Below are 16170 nucleotides of genomic sequence, written 5' to 3'. Positions count from 1 at the left end.
ATAGGGCAAGGGGGTATCTTCTGAGCCAAAACTTCAGCAGACCGGACGCCCTGCTCTGATGATTCACCAGACCTCCTGGTGGTCAGCGTCTGGCTCTTTCTCCTGAAAGCGGCAGCGGCCAGCGTCACAGTGATCGTTGGCCGCATAACCTTCAGGCGAACCGCTATCGGCTCGCCAGCAACTTACAGTTTCTGTTTGATATAATCGGTAAGACGCGTGATCATTCCCGCTTCATCAACCGCATTCAACGTGACCAGCGGATATGAGGCCAGTTGTTTGTCGCCATCGACCAGTTGAATAGTGCCTACCTGCTCATGCAGTTTCAGCGGCGCCTGCAAGTCTTTACGATCAAGAACGTATTTCGCTTTGATCTTATTCACTTCATCACGCGGCAACGCCAGATAGAGATCTTTATCGCTTCCAACAGCCACCTGATGCGGATTGCCGTACCAGACATTTTCATGCCCAATCGCTTTCTCAGCGTGGAACAATTGCACCGTGTCGAAATTGTTTTGACCCCAGGTCAGCAATTTACGCGCTTGCTCTTCACGGCCTTTGGGACTTTTACCGCCCATAATCACCGCGATCAGACGGCGCTGACCATCAACGCTGGACGCGATAATGTTATAACCGGCGGTTTCGGTATGACCGGTCTTCAAACCATCAACTTGCAGAGTTTTATCCCATAACAAACCGTTACGATTTTGCTGAGTAATGCCGTTCCACGTCAGCGATTTCTCGCTATACATCCGGTAAAAATCGGGTTCACCGTAAATAATTGCGCGGGTCAGTTTCGCCAGGTCGCCCGCCGTAGTGTACTGTCCCGGCGCGTCCAGACCATGTACGGTCTCAAAGTGCGTATTGGTCAGTCCCAGTTTATTGACATACTGATTCATCTGATCGACAAAGGCTGCCTGGCTACCGGCGACATAATCCGCCAGCGCCACACAGGCATCATTACCAGAATCGATGATCACCCCCCGGCTGAGATCGCGTACAGACACTTTCTCGCCCGGTTTGAGAAACATCAACGACGACCCTTTAAATACCGGGTTACCCGCAGCCCACGCGTCTTTCCCGACGGTAACCATGTCGTCACGACTAATGCGCTTACTGTCGATCGCGCGGTCAACGACATAACCGGTCATCAGTTTCGTCAGACTGGCTGGATTACGGCGTTCGTCAGCATTGCCCTCGGTCAGAACCTGACCCGTGGTGGCATCCATCAATACCCAGGACGCGGCATCAATGGCGGGCGGCGTGAGCGGAAATGTTAACGGATTTTCATCTGCGTGTGCCACGGCGGCAAAAGCCAGAACCAAACTCAAACTTGCAAGCTGACGCTTCTTCAACGGAAAACCCTCGATAATAATTTTATGATGAAAAAAATCAGCTTGTTGTACGGGATCCCCGGCGACAGAGTGTTAATAAATTGCAAGAAAATATTAACTTTCAGCCGATTAGCGCCACTATCCTCTCCTTTCAGATTCAGCTGGTTTAAGACCAGTGATTAATATCGGACCAGGGAAAATCTGATAAGTTTTACTTTAGGAACATAACCCATTGATTATAATAACAACTATTCTACCCTCTCCTCTATATAATACGAATATTGACAGAACAGGGGTAAAATATGTCATCAACGAGAGGCTGGTCCACGGAACTGGAAGGGCTACGGGGAATTGCGTCACTCTGGGTACTACTCGGTCATATCAGTTTGCTGATCCATTGCCATATCTTGCTGATTTCCTCACCGGGTATCGGAGTTGATCTCTTTATTCTGCTTTCAGGTTACCTGATGGCGAAGAACTACATTGAGCGTCAGCAGAAAGAACCCTGGCAAAGTGCCAGCACCATAAAGAAATTCTGGACCCGCCGCTTTTTCCGTATTGCCCCCCTCTACTATTTGCTGTTGATCATCGCCCTGATGTACGGCCCGTGGTTTGGTGAAATGCGCGATACTATCGCCCACTTCTATTCCGGTACCGCGACAGAAAGTTCCCGCTACACCGACCAGTCACTGGCAAATATCCTGACACACTTCAGTTTCCTGTTTGGTTTGTTGCCCGCTTATGGCTTTAACACGGTCCTGCCGGACTGGAGTATCGGCCTTGAAATGCAGTTTTACCTGCTGTTCCCCTTTATTATGTTGGTGACGATGCGCTGCGGTTATGCCGCTTCACTGATTGGCATTATGGTGCTGTGCTGCGTCGGTCGCTATCTGCTGGCTGACTATTACCAGGCCTTTAGCATGCCTTCGATGATCCTGATAAAGCTGAATATTTTTATTTCTGGCATGCTACTGGCCGAAGCGGTACGCCGCAAATCACTGCTTTATGTGGTGCTGGCCCTGCTGGGGCCGGTCGCCAGCATAATTATCGGACTGAGGGCGATCCCGCTGCAAATCGCCATGGAAGCACTGATGATTGTCGGCATGGCCGTGTTCCTCTGGCCGCATGCCGAAGGGAGCCTGATGGCACGGCTGATAGCCTTCCCACGCAAGCTGCTGAATAATCGTCTCAGCACCTGGCTGGGCGACGTATCATTTTCCGTTTACCTGCTGCATCTGCTGATCGTCATTCCGGCGATTGCCCTGCTACTGACCCACACCGACTTGAGCCATAAAAGCGATTTCATGCGCTTCGCCACGGTCTGCGTCGTCTGCATCCCTGTTATCTACGCGCTGGCTTATTTGTTGTTTAAGTTTGTCGAAAAACCGGGCATTTGGCTGGGAAAAAAAGTGCTGGCGCCACCACCGGCGCAACAGGATGTCGTGGGATGAAGTATTGTTCAGGCTGAAATAATCAGCCTGAACTGAAATATTTACTTTTTACACTTATCGCCATATGAGTTTTATTGATAAGACTGGCGGGGGCAGCGTCTGTTTACCTCACTGGATAAGCTACAGCTTTATGCAACACCGTGGCAATGGTTTTATAATCACGAAAGACCTAATATGGCACTGAACGGTTATACACCGATGCAGCATATGGCCTGATTCTACTTAAGTCCTCCGTTAAAAATGGGGGATTACCGTGCTATGATCAGAATCGCTCAGCCCAGTTGGCGATTTGGGATATTCAGCGATTGTTCAGATCGCATAATCTGGACTGAGTTCCCTTAAAAGGATCTACTATTCGGCGCAGCTATTGCGGTAGTGAACTCTTCATTTCCTAACGATAATTTAAGGAATAAATTTTCCAATATAATCTGATTGGACAAATCCTTCTATATTGATTGTTTCTTCAATTATTTTATCAAAAAGATCTGGGCTATATTCTTTAAGTAACCCTGTTGAAATTTCTAAAGGGGAAGGTAATATATCTTCTATTTTATTGAAGGTACTTACTGAAGATATTTTTTTTACAATTGATTTAGTTCCTTCATTAAAATATAAATTCACCTTTTTCTTGTGAATTTCGTAATCTAACAAACAAGTAGACACTGTCGAAATTGCCATTTTACAATAAGGAATAAGATCATTGCTACCTTCTATGTTATGAAAATAAATATCATTATGTAATCCATAGAGTAGAACATTCTTGGGCCTAAATTTGCTAATCATGGCACTATAAGTATTATCATTCAGTTCTGCAGGATGTGGACTCCAAATGAAAATTTCTTCAGGTTTAGTGATTGCGTAATCAAATACAAGTTTAAAAAACAATCTTTTGTCAAAAAGACTATAAAGATACCAATTTGTATTAGAGGTGATAAGATTAAATTCAGGTAAGATTCTCTCCTTATAATTGTATTTATATATGGTTCTTGGATATCCTACACCACCAGGGCCATACCACCATATTTTTTTTGTTGATATTGAAGGGAAGTTTTCACCAAATCCATAATAATATGACATGTTATCAATTATTTTCGAAGAATCTGTTAAATTGTAGCCGGATTGAAAGAGACCATGTGGCATTTCATAGATAGGTTTTTTTAGTTTAAGGGCTGCTGATAGAATTTGATTATAATAATCAGGAAGAAATAATTGAATACTACCAATAAAAACTACAATTTTATCTATATCTTTAAAGAAGGATACTAATGATTGTAAATTGTTAAATAATTTTACTTTGTCTTCTTTTAATGAATCTGATAGGTAAGCAATGTGCTGTTCCATGTTTTCAATAAAAATATAACTTTCATGTTTACTATGTTTAGCGATAATGCAGGCCATTTCAAATTGTGAGCGATTGCAGGGTAGATAAAGTACTTTTAAAACCATCTTGTTGCCATTTTTTATTTCTTCGAAATTACCTTTTATATTATTAAGCATTTTGCTTCCTTTTAATATCAAGTTCATTTGAAAATATCATTCATATGAATATAATTCAAAAGCCTTATCATAAGCTTTCAAACCAGCAGTGAGAGATAATTCCGGTTTTTCTATGATGCTTTTTATTGTTGAATACCAGTCATGTTCGTACTGACAAATCCATCCATTAATGCCATGTTCTATAGATGAAGAAAATTCTTCTGCTGGAGAGGCTATAACAGCTGTACCTTGTGATGCAGCTTCAATAAATTTTATGTTAGACTTGGCATCATTGAAGATTGTTTTTTCTAAAGGTACCAATACCAAATCATGTTTACCTATTGTTTCTAGCATAGATTCAAAACTTTCATAAGAAATAAAATGGGAATCAATGTTCAATATCTCTAATATTTTAGATTGATCTTTAAGTTCTCCCATAAAGTTAAATTCTATCTTATCATGAAAATCTTGGCACAATTTTAATAGTGGGCCACTAATTAAACTATAATCTTTCAAGTGGGTAATAGTACCTGATAAGTATAATATTTTAATTTTTTGGGGATGTTTTTTGGTTTTTGATTGAATAATGTAATTCTTATCACGAAAGAAAGATTTGGGGAGTTTGTTTTTTTGTACAGTAATATAACTATTCAGATGTTTGTATTTATCTAAAATCAATTTAGTTGTGCACGTTATTTCATCAGACAATGTCAGTAGTGCAGAATCTATCATTAAATGATTAAACATTAATTTGTAATCTGCTACATCAGACCTTATTGCTCCTTTCTCATCAGTATATTCCGGTAGCATTAAGTCATCAAAATCATAAATAACTCTTACTCCTAAAACTCGACTTAGTTGAATAAGAAATATAGTTTTTTCATTGTTACTTGGTCTGACAAAAACACAGGATTTCGCTGAAAAAAAGGAAGTTAGAATGTCAATAAGCGTAGATTCGTAATTAACAATTACTACATCTTTCTCGGTTCTAGAAGGGAAGTCTATTCGATAAAGAAAAGATCCATTATTGGCAGGGAGTTGAGAAAAATAGACTTTTTTACTCGGTATCGAAGATAAGATTGGTGCTCTGTTATGTAACATTGGAGGAAAAAAAGTTCTTCCTTCAGATTCGCCATAAGAAAAATAATGTTCAATTGGACATATCCCTGCATCTTTAACATCTTGGTATGTTGAAAGATAACAATCACCATCCATAATAAGTGTCTTAATGATATGTTTGGGGATATCAGGGCGAAGATTAGATAGTACTGAAAGAGTGTCAGTATTTAAATCAACCTCTTGAGTGTTTGCTTTTTTACTGCCAAATAAGAAGTGCATCTCAATAACCTGAGTTATAAAAAATAGTAATACTACTATTCTATACTATGAACTCAATAAATCTCAAGATGTAGATTTGAAGCTCTAAAAACGATTTTGAATTCCATATATCAGTGGGATTGTCTTTTCTGGTAGTATGGTAGAAAAGAAGTGGATATGATATCCTACAATTATTTACTTTCTTTAAAAAATATTATAAATCATAATGATAGGGGATTATTTTTGCATATATGACTCTACTTTTATGCTATTCATTTGCCACTTGTACTCAACTTGGCTAAGAGTCTATCCCAATAGGTTTTTATTCCAGACAATGAGGCCTCAGGAAAAATGCATCATCGCCTCATAATTTTCGACTTTCTTTTCCCAGCGGATCAGAACCCGACGGAAGCAATTCATCCAGTCAGGCGATTGGGGGCACCGGGCGTATCACTGTGGTTCTTCGATCTTCCGGGGAGTTTTGCCATCGTTGCCAGGTTCGGACACTGAGCTCAACTTCGCGGCAGGCCACCGACCGGCGGGCTCCGGTCGCGACAGCTTCATTTATCCACGCGATAAACTGTTGCCGTTCATCACCTGATGTCAGTCGTCCCCGTCCGTTTCCCCGTAGTAGTCCCTGAGCTTTTTTCGCAGCACCAGTAGGCTGCCGCCTCCGCCAGCGCCTTCTCTTTACGGACCAGTTCACGCTTCAGTTGTTTAATCTCTTTCTGATTCTGCTTCAGCGTTGCACGGTCATCCACTGATGGCACCTGCAGGAATGCCTGTTTCCACTGGATTATCTGTTCAGGGTAAAGGCCTTTTTTACGGCAGTATTCCGCTTCACTGAGTGTGGCGGTTTCGATTATCACGGCAAGGCGGGCTTCGGCTGGCCACTGTTCACTGCTTTTCTCTGCACCCGGCACCGGTTTTCTCTCATGTTTAGCCTGATTTCGCCAGTTGTAGAGGGTAGCTTCCGATATCCCTTCCATCTGTGCAACCGCCGCGACAGTCATGTTGTAAGGTGGCAGCAATTTCGCCAGTACACTGGCCTTACGCTCCGGGGAAATACGTTTCATTTGTCACTCCGTCGCCTTCAGATTGATTTTTCAGAGGGGGTGACAACTGTCCTGAGACTGAGGGTTACCCCCGGTCTGTAGGGTTCTGTCCTGTTTTTTGAGCCAGACAGCGGTGATTTCGTCATACAGCCATCCATCGAGAGCCATAACGAGTCAATGGAGTCCTGTTGCTCACAGGCCAGCAACCCGTTCTGCCAGAAGCGTTCAAAAACCCGGCGTCACGCCATTCCTGGAAACGACGATAGGCCGGGCTGATGAGCAAATATCAGTCGCATTCTGTGCATTATACGATAATCCCTTGTGGGATAGGCTCTAAATCGAATGAAAAAGCCAGTCAGGACAGACGTCGAATACTCGACAAACGGCTGTACAGAAAACGCAATGTCGTGGAACGTTGTTTTGCGATGCTAAAAGAAAATCGTCGTATTGCAACACGCTCAGAAAAAACAGCAAGAAACTACCTGAGTATGCTAAAACTGGGAGCTGTCAGGCTGTTTTTAAAGCGGTTGTTAAGTTAAGGGACACACCCTGGCAGCATGGCGCAGCACCTTTTTCATCCTGACAGTCAGAGAAAGTGCTGTAGTTAGCATCGTTTCTGTAGCAAATTATTATATCTCTTTACGAGTTCTTGCTATTCATCCTTTTTCAGTGGCAAAATCAGAACATTCTCAAATGCAGAATAATTACATGTTGAAATTATTTACAATGTATACCTCTGTTGGTATGTTCAACACAGCTATCCACTGGCTCATTTTTGCAGCCATGCTTTATGCCGGGTCAAGCCAGTCCACTGCGAATCTGGCTGCATTCTGTGTCGCCGTGACATTCTCTTTTTTTGCTAATGCAAAGTGGACGTTCAGTGCGAAGGCGACAACCATTCGCTATGCCATGTATGTTTTTTTTATGGGAGCTATGGCAGCAGGTGTGGGGAACATAGCTGACTATGCACACATTAATCCTGTAATCACGCTCATTTCATTTTCAGCGATAAGCCTTGTGGCTGGCTTTATCTACTCAAATTTCATTGTGTTCAGGGAGAAGAAATGAAGATATCTCTTGTTGTCCCGGTATTCAATGAAAAGGACGCCATACCTATTTTTTATCAGGCAGTGCGTAATGAACTGGCACAGCATGATGTGGAGATAGTCTTTGTTAATGACGGCAGCACTGACAATACAGAGAAAATTATCAATGCCCTGTCGGTTTCTGATGAGCTGGTGATACCAATCAGTTTTACGAGAAATTTCGGCAAAGAACCCGCACTGTTCGCAGGTCTTGAGGTATCTACTGGCGATGCTGTTATACCGATTGACGTTGATCTACAAGATCCGATATCCGTTATCCCGAAATTGATTGAAAAATGGCAGGAAGGCGCTGACGTTGTTCTGGCTAAGCGCCGCGATCGAGAATGTGACGGTTATATGAAGCGCAGAACCGCAGAATGGTTCTACCGCCTACACAACATGATCAGCAATCCTGAGATCGAGGAAAATGTCGGTGATTTCCGGCTCATGTCACGTGAAATAGTTGAAAACATAAAACGCCTGCCAGAACGGAATCTGTTCATGAAAGGGATCCTGTCGTGGGTTGGTGGGAAAACGGAAATTGTCGAATACACCAGATCTGTGCGGGTCGCTGGTCAGACTAAATTTAATGGCTGGAAACTGTGGAACCTGGCTCTCGAGGGGATTACCTCGTTTTCAACATTTCCACTGAGGATGTGGACATATGTTGGGATATTTGTGGCTGCCCTGTCATTCCTGTATGGCGCGTATCTAATTGTTGATACTGTGGTTTTTGGAAACCCAATCAAAGGTTACCCGTCAATACTTGTATCAATCCTTTTCCTTGGCGGTGTTCAATTAATCGGGATCGGTGTGCTCGGTGAATATATAGGAAGGATTTACACGGAAACAAAAAAAAGACCTCGATATATAATTAAAAGGAACTTCAAATAAAATGATAAAAAATATCAATCATAAATTAGGGGTTGTTTCAATAACAGGATTTATGATCCTTTCATTCATTATCATCGCAATGCGAAGACCTGACGTAATAACTGCTGCTCAACCGTGGGCTGAAGATGGTAAAGTATGGCTGGCCGGAATATACAATGATGGCTTTTGGAATTCAATCATTCTACCTCAGAATGGATATTACCAGACAATTTCCAGGATTACATATGGCATTGCATTGTTATTCGGATTATCTAACGCACCTTTGGCGGCAAATATAATAGCAATTCTAATTAGGTGTTTCTTTGTTGGTTTTATTTTATCTGATAGGATGGGATTTGCTCCTTTAAAATTCAGAATTTCTGTCGCAGCATATTTTATTCTGATGCCAAATATTTCCGAAGGATTTGTAAATATTACAAATGCGCACTGGTATCTATCAATGTACCTCATGGCCGTGTTGATGGCTAAAGAACCTGAAAGCCCTGTGGGGAAAGTTCACGACTTCATTGTTCTTGTTGTTAGCGGTCTGAGCGGACCTTTCGTTGTATTCATCGTACCCTGCCTTATCATAAAGCGAATCTGTCTTCGCGGAGGCATCATCAAGGCTGTGCGTGGGATCAACGCTTTCGATGTGGTTATGGCTTTATGCTGCATCATTCAAATCATCGCCATTCTTAAAACATCAGGCGCAACCCGAATCGATGCCCCTCTTGGCTATAGTTTTGGTCTTCTGTCAGACATCATTTCCTGTAGATTGATTTATGGTTCATTCCTGCCATTCTATTTAGCAAGGGAAATGGCAGTGCATGGAAATGTAAACATTTTTTTGTTTATTATCCTTTGTGCCGCCTTGTTTTTTTCTTTCCTGAAATATAACTGGAGAATAAAATGCCTTATTCTGTTCCCAGTTCTGATGATAGGGTTTGCCCTTAAGAGTCCAGTTATAGCTTTCAATCAGCCACAGTGGCCTCTAATATTTAACACCGAGGCTGGCGAGAGATATTTCTATGTAACAAATGTGGCACTTGCATGCCTCGCAGTTTCGCTAGTTTCGGTTATACCGAAGTTCAGAACAGTAACACTGATTGTTGGATTGATAATTTTTGCAGCGATAGTGCCGAAGCACTTCAGATTGCCAAATTTGCCAGAATCCGGATACGCACAAGACATACAGGCTTTTAATTTCAAACCAAAAGGAGAGAAAGTTGAGATAAGAATTCTCCCTCCAGGCTGGACAATGAAGCTGATTAAGAAGTGATAAAGACCCCCACCGGAAGGTGGGACTTTTTTAAGCCAGTTCAATGTTACCAGTATTTACACTTCCCTCTCCAGTATCCAGTGCCGTCGTAGCGCAAGTGTGGTACGAGTCACCTTCAGACAGGGAATGGGTTTTACCAGTTGTGCGAAATGAGTCACCAGAAAATATGAACCGCCCCGGAAATCCTGGAAACCAGGGCGTGTCCCGTAACTATTTTTTGAACAATCTGGCTCATGGTTTAACTACAAAAAATTCTTCAATTTGGCTCGTTACGATTTCCCTGATGATGCATGGGCGCTGATTTCCCCCATACTGCCAGCTGAAAGAGGTTCTTCCTGAGGTGGACACCCTTACTTTTCGCACAGACATGTTATGAATGGCATATTCTGGGTACTCTGTTCTGGCGCCCCCTGGCAAAATTTACCTGAACGCTATGGTCACGGGAAAACGATTTACAACCGTTTTAACCGGTAGTCTAAAAGCTGGGAGCTGTCAGGCTATTTTTAAATCGGTTGTTAAGTTAAGGGACACACCCTAGCGGAAGATGGGATCAGCGATCACTTCATGCATGGCCAAAGATGGTTTACCATGTAAACAGCTCGATACCACGCCTGCTAATGATATATTTATATTAATATATTTTTCAGTTAGTTATGTAAAAATCACCGATAAAGAACAAAAATGAAAAACCAGCCAGTCCCGCCAACATTCCTTTTTCATGATTACGAAACCTTCGGTAAAAGTCCGTCTCTGGACCGCCCTGCGCAGTTCGCCGGGGTGCGCACGGATATGGATTTCAACATCATTGGCGAACCGGAAGTCTTCTACTGCCAGCCTGCTGATGACTACCTGCCCCAGCCGGAAGCGGTGATGGTCACCGGGATAACACCGCAGATAGCACTGGCGAAAGGGATCAACGAGGCAGCATTCGCGCAACGGATCCACCCGTTGTTTAGCGCACCAGGCAGTTGTATTGTCGGCTATAACAATGTGAGATTTGATGACGAAGTCACTCGCAACCTGCTATACCGCAATTTTTATGATCCCTATGGCTGGAGCTGGCAACATGGCAACAGCCGTTGGGATTTGCTGGATGTGATGCGTGCCTGCTATGCGCTGCGGCCAGAAGGGATTGAGTGGCCGGAGAATGATGACGGCTTCCCCAGCTTCCGCCTGGAACATCTGACCAAAGCCAACGGTGTGGCACATGAGAATGCGCATGATGCAATGTCTGACGTCTATGCCACTATCGCTATGGCCAGGCTGGTAAAAGAGAAACAACCGCGGCTGTATGACTTTTTATTCAGCCACCGCAACAAACAAAAAATCACTACGCTGATTGATATCCCCCAGATGAAACCACTGGTGCATATCTCCGGCATGTTTGGCGCTTTTCGCAGCAACACCAGCTTAATCGCCCCACTGGCCTGGCATCCGGTGAATAAAAATGCGTTGATCACCTGTGATCTGGCTGGCGATATGGCTCCCCTGCTGGAGTTGGATGCCGATCAACTTCGTGAGCGTCTTTATACGCCCAGGGATCAACTGGGTGATAATTCCCTTGTGCCGCTCAAACTGGTACACATCAACAAATGCCCGGTCATCGCCCCCGCCAATACCCTGCGCCCACAAGATGCTGAGCGGCTGGGAATCGACCGTCAGAACTGCCAGAATAACCTTACCCTGCTGCGCCAACATCCGGAAATTCGTGAAAAGGTGGTCACGTTGTTTGCTGAAGCCGAGCCTTTCACACCTTCTGACGATGTCGATGCCCAGTTGTATGATGGCTTCTTCAGCGATGCGGACCGTGCGGCAATGAATATCATCCGGCAAACTGCGCCAGAGCACTTACCGGCACTAAATCTGACCTTTAATGATGACCGTATTGCCAAACTATTATTTCGTTATCGCGCCCGGAACTTTCCTGGCACGTTAGATGAAGCTGAGCAAAATCGCTGGCTGCAACACCGGCGCGAAATACTGAATCCGCAACGGGTACAAAACTACGTGCAGGAACTGGAGAGGCTATTTAATCAGTATCAGGGAGACAACGCGAAACTGTCTCAGCTCAAAGCGTTGTTCGATTATGTGCAGGCGTTGGTTTCCTGAATCCGCTATACCGTGCTTTATTGGCCGGGATCATTCCAGGCTAACAGGGCGCCGCAGCGCCCTTTTCTTTTCATCCGCAATATTACAACAGATCTTCAGTACACTGTGGTACCGGATTGCGGAAACTGCGAGTGACGAAGGCCAGATATATCAGGCCAATCGCACCCCATATCAGGCCAAGGATCATCGAGCTCTTTTCCAGATTAACCCATAGCGCCCCCACCGTCAGCGCGCCACACAGCGGCAATAGCAGGAAGTTAAGATTGTCTTTCAAGGTTTTATTGCGCCCCTCACGGACCCAGAATTGCGATATCACTGACAGATTCACAAAGGTGAAAGCCACCAGCGCGCCAAAGTTAATCAGCGCCGTCGCCGTGACCAGATCGAAGGTGATCGCCGTCAACGCAATCACCCCGACCAAGAGCACATTCAATGCCGGCGTCCGCCATGTAGGATGGATGTAACCAAAAAAACGTTCCGGGAACACACCGTCGCGCCCCATCACATACATCAGACGGGAGACGCCAGCATGTGCTGCCATACCAGATGCCAGTACGGTCACACAGGAGAAAATCAGGATGGCAAACTGGAAAGTTTTACCCGCCACATAAAGCATAATTTCCGGCTGCGACGCATCAGGATGTTTAAAACGCGAGATATCGGGGAAGTACAGTTGCAGGAAGTAAGACACCACCACAAAAATCACCCCACCAATCAGCGCCGTCAGGAAGATCGCTTTCGGGATCACCCGCCCCGCGTCTTTCGTCTCTTCAGACAATGAGCTGATGCCGTCAAAACCGAGGAATGAGAAGCATAAGATGGTCGCACCGGTAATCATCGGCACAACATGCGCGTTTTCAGACCAGAAGGGTTTGCTGCTTGCCAGCGTCCCGCTACCTTCACCATGAGCCACGCCGTAGATGACCATGCCAACAATGGCCACCATCACCACCACCTGCAAAACCACGATAACGCTGTTGAAATTGGCAACCGTCTTGATGCCTTTCAGGTTAGAAAGCGTCATAAATCCAACCAGGACCACTACAAAAATCCACGAAGGGATCCCCGGGACTAACGCTTCAAAATAAATTTTTGCCAGCAAAATATTGATCATCGGCATGAACAGGTAGTCCAGCAGCGATGACCAGCCGACCATAAAGCCAATATGAGGGCTGAGAGCCTTCTGGGCATAGGTATACGCCGAACCCGCAGACGGAAAGCGGCGAATCAACTTGCCATAGCTCAGCGCAGTAAACAGGATCGCAATTAAAGCGAAAACATAAGCCGTGGCCACATGGCCATCGGTCAGACCAGAAACAATGCCAAAGGTATCAAACAAGGTCATCGGCTGCATATAAGCCAGACCGATCATCACCACCGGTAGTAAGGTCAGTGATTTTTTCAGTTGCGCGCGCGACTGAGTCGCTGGAGTCTGAGAATTAAGCGACATGGTTCAGTCTCCCCATTGCGTCAACCTTTCTACGTTGATCCTCGGGGAAACGTCGCGTGGTGCGAGAGTTTTGCTTATCTGGGGTAATGGATGGGTTGGTGGACATGAAGGTAAACCCCGTTGCCGCGCCATAGTCGTCACGCAGATGTTTGCCGGCCGCCGCCGGGGTAATAAAGTGTTGCCCCATTTTTACTTATCCTCAACAAGACACGTCAATGCGTGCTTAAAGCGTGTATCTATCCGGTAGTGAACCGGCTCCTGAATGCAATCGTGTTTTTTCAGCAAAAAATAACCGACGCAATCAATAAGCGTCGGTTATAGATATCATTTTACCGGGCGCATATTCTGCACCACCCGATGGGAAGAAAACAAGCCGTTCAGAGCCACCGTGATAATTAAGATGTTTTTACCGCCTACCGTCAATTGTAGTCGCGATGATCAACGGTTCACTCGGTTTTAATATTAGCCATTCCTCCAATGATCAGCTTGATAAATCACCAGCCGATGCGGGAAATCAGTCCCGGTTTGCAGGCACAGTCGCAAGCGAAGGGAAGTCCAGGGATAATTCACATCACCTACACCTACCTGTTGGGGTCTTTATACAATGCAATGCACAACTCATTGCCATGGCATATTCCCCGGGTCAGGGTACTGATACGCAAAGCCCAGATCACGGCAGATCTGACTGCCATCAATTATCTTGCCGGCGGCGGGTTCCGTCTCTTCGCGGAAAGTGGGTGCGGGCAGCCCCAACTGACGGGCAGCGGCGGGATAGAATACCTTGCGGGCGGGGTGTTTTGGCGCACTGAGGTTGTAGATATGGCCGCCTTTCGGGGTTTGCAGCAGCAATGTGATCGCCTCAATCACATCTTCCAGATGCACCAGGTTAACTCCGTGGCTGCCATCGGCTACCTCGGTTTTACCCGCCAGAAAGCGCCCCGGATGTCGCCCCGGGCCGACTAACCCGGAAAGCCGCAGGATATCGACCGAGGTGCCAGGCAGATGATGCAGCCAGTCTTCCAGCATCTTCAACGTGTTACCAGCTTCGGTCACCGGTTCAAGCGGACTGCTCTCTTGCGTTACTCCGCTCGCACGGCCATAGACGGCAGTAGAACTGGTGAAGATAATCCGAGGGATAGCAAAGGCTAACGCGCTGTCGACAAGTTGCTGCACCGCCAGCAGATAATTTCCGCCCCCAACAGCGGTACGACTGGCTGGCAGCGTGATCACCAACGCATCGACACTCAGCAAGGCACGGAGGTCGCCGGGTTCACAAACCAATTCAGGCGTCAGTGTCAAACAATAGCTTTCAATACCACACATCCGCGCCGCTTCCACACCGTCCGCAGTGGTTTTACTGCCAGTCACCTGCCAGCCCCGGGCGGTTAACGACAACCCCAGAGGCATCCCCAGCCAGCCTAACCCCACTATCGCAACGCTTTTCATCCCCTGACTCCCGTGATTATCCGCACCATTAAGCCCTAAAACTACGCCAGCCATCGGTCAGAGACAATCAGTAGATGATGAGAGAATCGTGCGTCATTAACAAAAAAGGGTTGCACGGCGCGCGCATTCTGGTTAGGTTATTGCTCACGATAAGGACCCAACATTTATCTGAGAAAATTTTATGACTCGCGTTCAATTCAACCACCATCATCACCATCATCCTGACTAGTCTTTCAGGCGATGTGTGCTGGAAGACGTTTAGGATCTTCCAGTGGTGCAGGACGCAAGAGAAGCCCCCGGAAGATCATCTTCCGGGGGCTTTTTTTTGGACGCTTGTCCGGCCCGCAATGGATGAACTGCTGAGCTCATCAGGTCACAGGAAAAGAGGATAAGTACCGATGTTAGATAACACGCGTTTACGCATAGCTATGCAGAAATCCGGCCGTTTAAGCGATGATTCACGCGAACTGCTGGCCCGTTGCGGGATCAAAATCAACCTGCAACAACAGCGTCTGATCGCCTTCGCCGAGAACATGCCCATCGATATTCTGCGGGTTCGCGATGACGATATCCCAGGGCTGGTGATGGATGGCGTGGTTGATCTCGGCATCATCGGTGAAAATGTGCTGGAAGAAGAGTTGCTGACTCGCCGCGCTCAGGGTGAAGACCCGCGCTATTTTACCCTGCGTCGCCTGGATTTTGGCGGTTGCCGCCTGTCGCTGGCTATGCCGGTTGACGATGAATATAGTGGGCCACAATGTTTACAAAACGCCCGGATAGCCACCTCTTATCCTCACCTGCTGAAGAAATATCTCGACCGACAGGGGGTGGCTTTTAAATCCTGCCTGCTGAACGGTTCTGTCGAGGTGGCGCCGCGTGCCGGTCTGGCGGATGCCATCTGTGACCTGGTATCAACCGGCGCCACACTGGAAGCTAATGGCCTGCGTGAAGTTGAAGTCATTTATCGCTCCAAAGCCTGTCTGATCCAGCGCGATGGCGAAATGCCCGCAGCGAAACAGGAACTGATTGATAAACTGATGACCCGAATTCAGGGCGTTATCCAGGCCCGTGAATCAAAATACATTATGTTGCACGCCCCGAGTGAGCGTCTGGAAGATATTATTTCCCTGCTGCCTGGCGCCGAACGCCCTACGGTACTGCCGCTGGCGGGCGATAAAAGTCGCGTGGCCATGCACATGGTGAGTAGCGAAACGCTGTTCTGGGAAACGATGGAAAAACTGAAGGCGCTGGGCGCCAGTTCCATTCTGGTGCTGCCGATTGAGAAGATGATGGAGTGA

Annotated in this window: 14 protein-coding genes, 4 pseudogenes and 1 other annotated feature; of the genes and pseudogenes, 10 read left to right on the top strand and 8 right to left on the bottom strand. The window is 46.0% G+C overall.

All coding sequences use genetic code 11. The features are described 5' to 3' along the window. Nucleotides 1-182: 182 nt before the first annotated feature. Entirely contained in the window at nucleotides 183-1352 is a 1170-nt protein-coding gene (gene dacD, locus EH228_RS15435) for a serine-type D-Ala-D-Ala carboxypeptidase DacD (protein WP_152322506.1), read from the bottom strand. 281 nt (nucleotides 1353-1633) lie between these two features. On the opposite strand from dacD, the gene EH228_RS15430 reads away from it, so the two are divergent. Further along, nucleotides 1634-2782 carry an acyltransferase family protein gene (locus tag EH228_RS15430; protein WP_152322505.1) on the top strand — a complete coding sequence of 383 codons (1149 nt, stop codon included), beginning with the start codon at nucleotides 1634-1636 and terminating at the stop codon, nucleotides 2780-2782. Nucleotides 2783-2863: 81 nt separating this feature from the next. Beyond that, nucleotides 2864-2998 (top strand): annotated as a pseudogene (locus EH228_RS15425) (integrase core domain-containing protein); the annotation flags it as partial. A 186-nt stretch (nucleotides 2999-3184) separates the two neighbouring features. Here EH228_RS15425 and EH228_RS15420 read toward each other — a convergent pair. The 4 genes and pseudogenes from EH228_RS15420 to EH228_RS15405 form a co-directional block, all read right to left on the bottom strand. Next, entirely contained in the window at nucleotides 3185-4279 is a 1095-nt protein-coding gene (locus EH228_RS15420; protein WP_152322504.1) for a hypothetical protein, read from the bottom strand. Nucleotides 4280-4315: 36 nt separating this feature from the next. After that, entirely contained in the window at nucleotides 4316-5596 is a 1281-nt protein-coding gene (locus tag EH228_RS15415; protein WP_152322503.1) for a glycosyltransferase, read from the bottom strand. A gap of 572 nt (nucleotides 5597-6168) precedes the next feature. Then, nucleotides 6169-6651 carry a transposase gene (locus EH228_RS15410; RefSeq protein ID WP_193323359.1) on the bottom strand — a complete coding sequence of 161 codons (483 nt, stop codon included), beginning with the start codon at nucleotides 6649-6651 and terminating at the stop codon, nucleotides 6169-6171. A 67-nt stretch (nucleotides 6652-6718) separates the two neighbouring features. After that, nucleotides 6719-6948 (bottom strand): annotated as a pseudogene (locus EH228_RS15405) (IS5/IS1182 family transposase); the annotation flags it as partial. Between the two features lie 8 nt (nucleotides 6949-6956). Here EH228_RS15405 and EH228_RS15400 point away from each other — a divergent pair. The 6 genes and pseudogenes from EH228_RS15400 to sbcB form a co-directional block, all read left to right on the top strand. Next, nucleotides 6957-7169: pseudogene (locus EH228_RS15400) on the top strand (IS5 family transposase); the annotation flags it as partial. Nucleotides 7170-7338: 169 nt separating this feature from the next. Further along, a complete protein-coding gene (locus tag EH228_RS15395; RefSeq protein ID WP_152322502.1) occupies nucleotides 7339-7698 on the top strand; it encodes a GtrA family protein in 360 nt (119 codons plus the stop codon). After that, nucleotides 7695-8609, top strand: coding sequence for a glycosyltransferase family 2 protein (locus EH228_RS15390; RefSeq protein WP_152322501.1), 915 nt, complete (start codon nucleotides 7695-7697; stop codon nucleotides 8607-8609). Before EH228_RS15395 ends, EH228_RS15390 begins: the two co-directional genes overlap by 4 nt. A gap of 1 nt (nucleotide 8610) precedes the next feature. After that, complete coding sequence (locus EH228_RS15385) at nucleotides 8611-9867, top strand: glucosyl transferase (RefSeq protein WP_240116306.1); 1257 nt, start codon at nucleotides 8611-8613, stop codon at nucleotides 9865-9867. Between the two features lie 261 nt (nucleotides 9868-10128). After that, nucleotides 10129-10338 (top strand): annotated as a pseudogene (locus EH228_RS15380) (transposase); the annotation flags it as partial. A 210-nt stretch (nucleotides 10339-10548) separates the two neighbouring features. Then, nucleotides 10549-11976, top strand: a complete 1428-nt coding sequence (gene sbcB, locus EH228_RS15375) for an exodeoxyribonuclease I (RefSeq protein WP_152322500.1) — start codon at nucleotides 10549-10551, stop codon at nucleotides 11974-11976. Between the two features lie 82 nt (nucleotides 11977-12058). On the opposite strand, the gene EH228_RS15370 is transcribed toward sbcB, so the two are convergent. From EH228_RS15370 to EH228_RS15360, 3 genes are all read right to left on the bottom strand, one after another. Continuing rightward, the gene (locus EH228_RS15370; RefSeq protein ID WP_152322499.1) at nucleotides 12059-13426 is read right to left on the bottom strand and encodes an APC family permease; all 1368 of its coding nucleotides are present in this window, start codon (nucleotides 13424-13426) and stop codon (nucleotides 12059-12061) included. Next, nucleotides 13416-13613, bottom strand: a complete 198-nt coding sequence (locus EH228_RS15365) for a hypothetical protein (RefSeq protein WP_152322498.1) — start codon at nucleotides 13611-13613, stop codon at nucleotides 13416-13418. Before EH228_RS15365 ends, EH228_RS15370 begins: the two co-directional genes overlap by 11 nt. 431 nt (nucleotides 13614-14044) lie before the next feature. Continuing rightward, the gene (locus tag EH228_RS15360) at nucleotides 14045-14872 is read right to left on the bottom strand and encodes an SDR family oxidoreductase (protein ID WP_152322497.1); all 828 of its coding nucleotides are present in this window, start codon (nucleotides 14870-14872) and stop codon (nucleotides 14045-14047) included. 181 nt (nucleotides 14873-15053) lie between these two features. Between EH228_RS15360 and hisL the strand changes: the two genes are divergently transcribed. Beyond that, a complete protein-coding gene (hisL, locus tag EH228_RS15355; RefSeq protein ID WP_100396937.1) occupies nucleotides 15054-15101 on the top strand; it encodes a his operon leader peptide in 48 nt (15 codons plus the stop codon). Further along, nucleotides 15077-15199, top strand: a sequence feature (His leader region). Its footprint overlaps the gene before it by 25 nt. 71 nt (nucleotides 15200-15270) lie before the next feature. Then, on the top strand, nucleotides 15271-16170 hold the full coding sequence (gene hisG / locus EH228_RS15350) for an ATP phosphoribosyltransferase (protein WP_152322496.1): 900 nt from the start codon (nucleotides 15271-15273) through the stop codon (nucleotides 16168-16170).

The sequence above is a fragment of the Erwinia endophytica genome (assembly GCF_009295515.1).
GTDB lineage: Bacteria > Pseudomonadota > Gammaproteobacteria > Enterobacterales > Enterobacteriaceae > Erwinia > Erwinia endophytica.
This window is presented reverse-complemented; position numbering and strand designations above follow the sequence as displayed.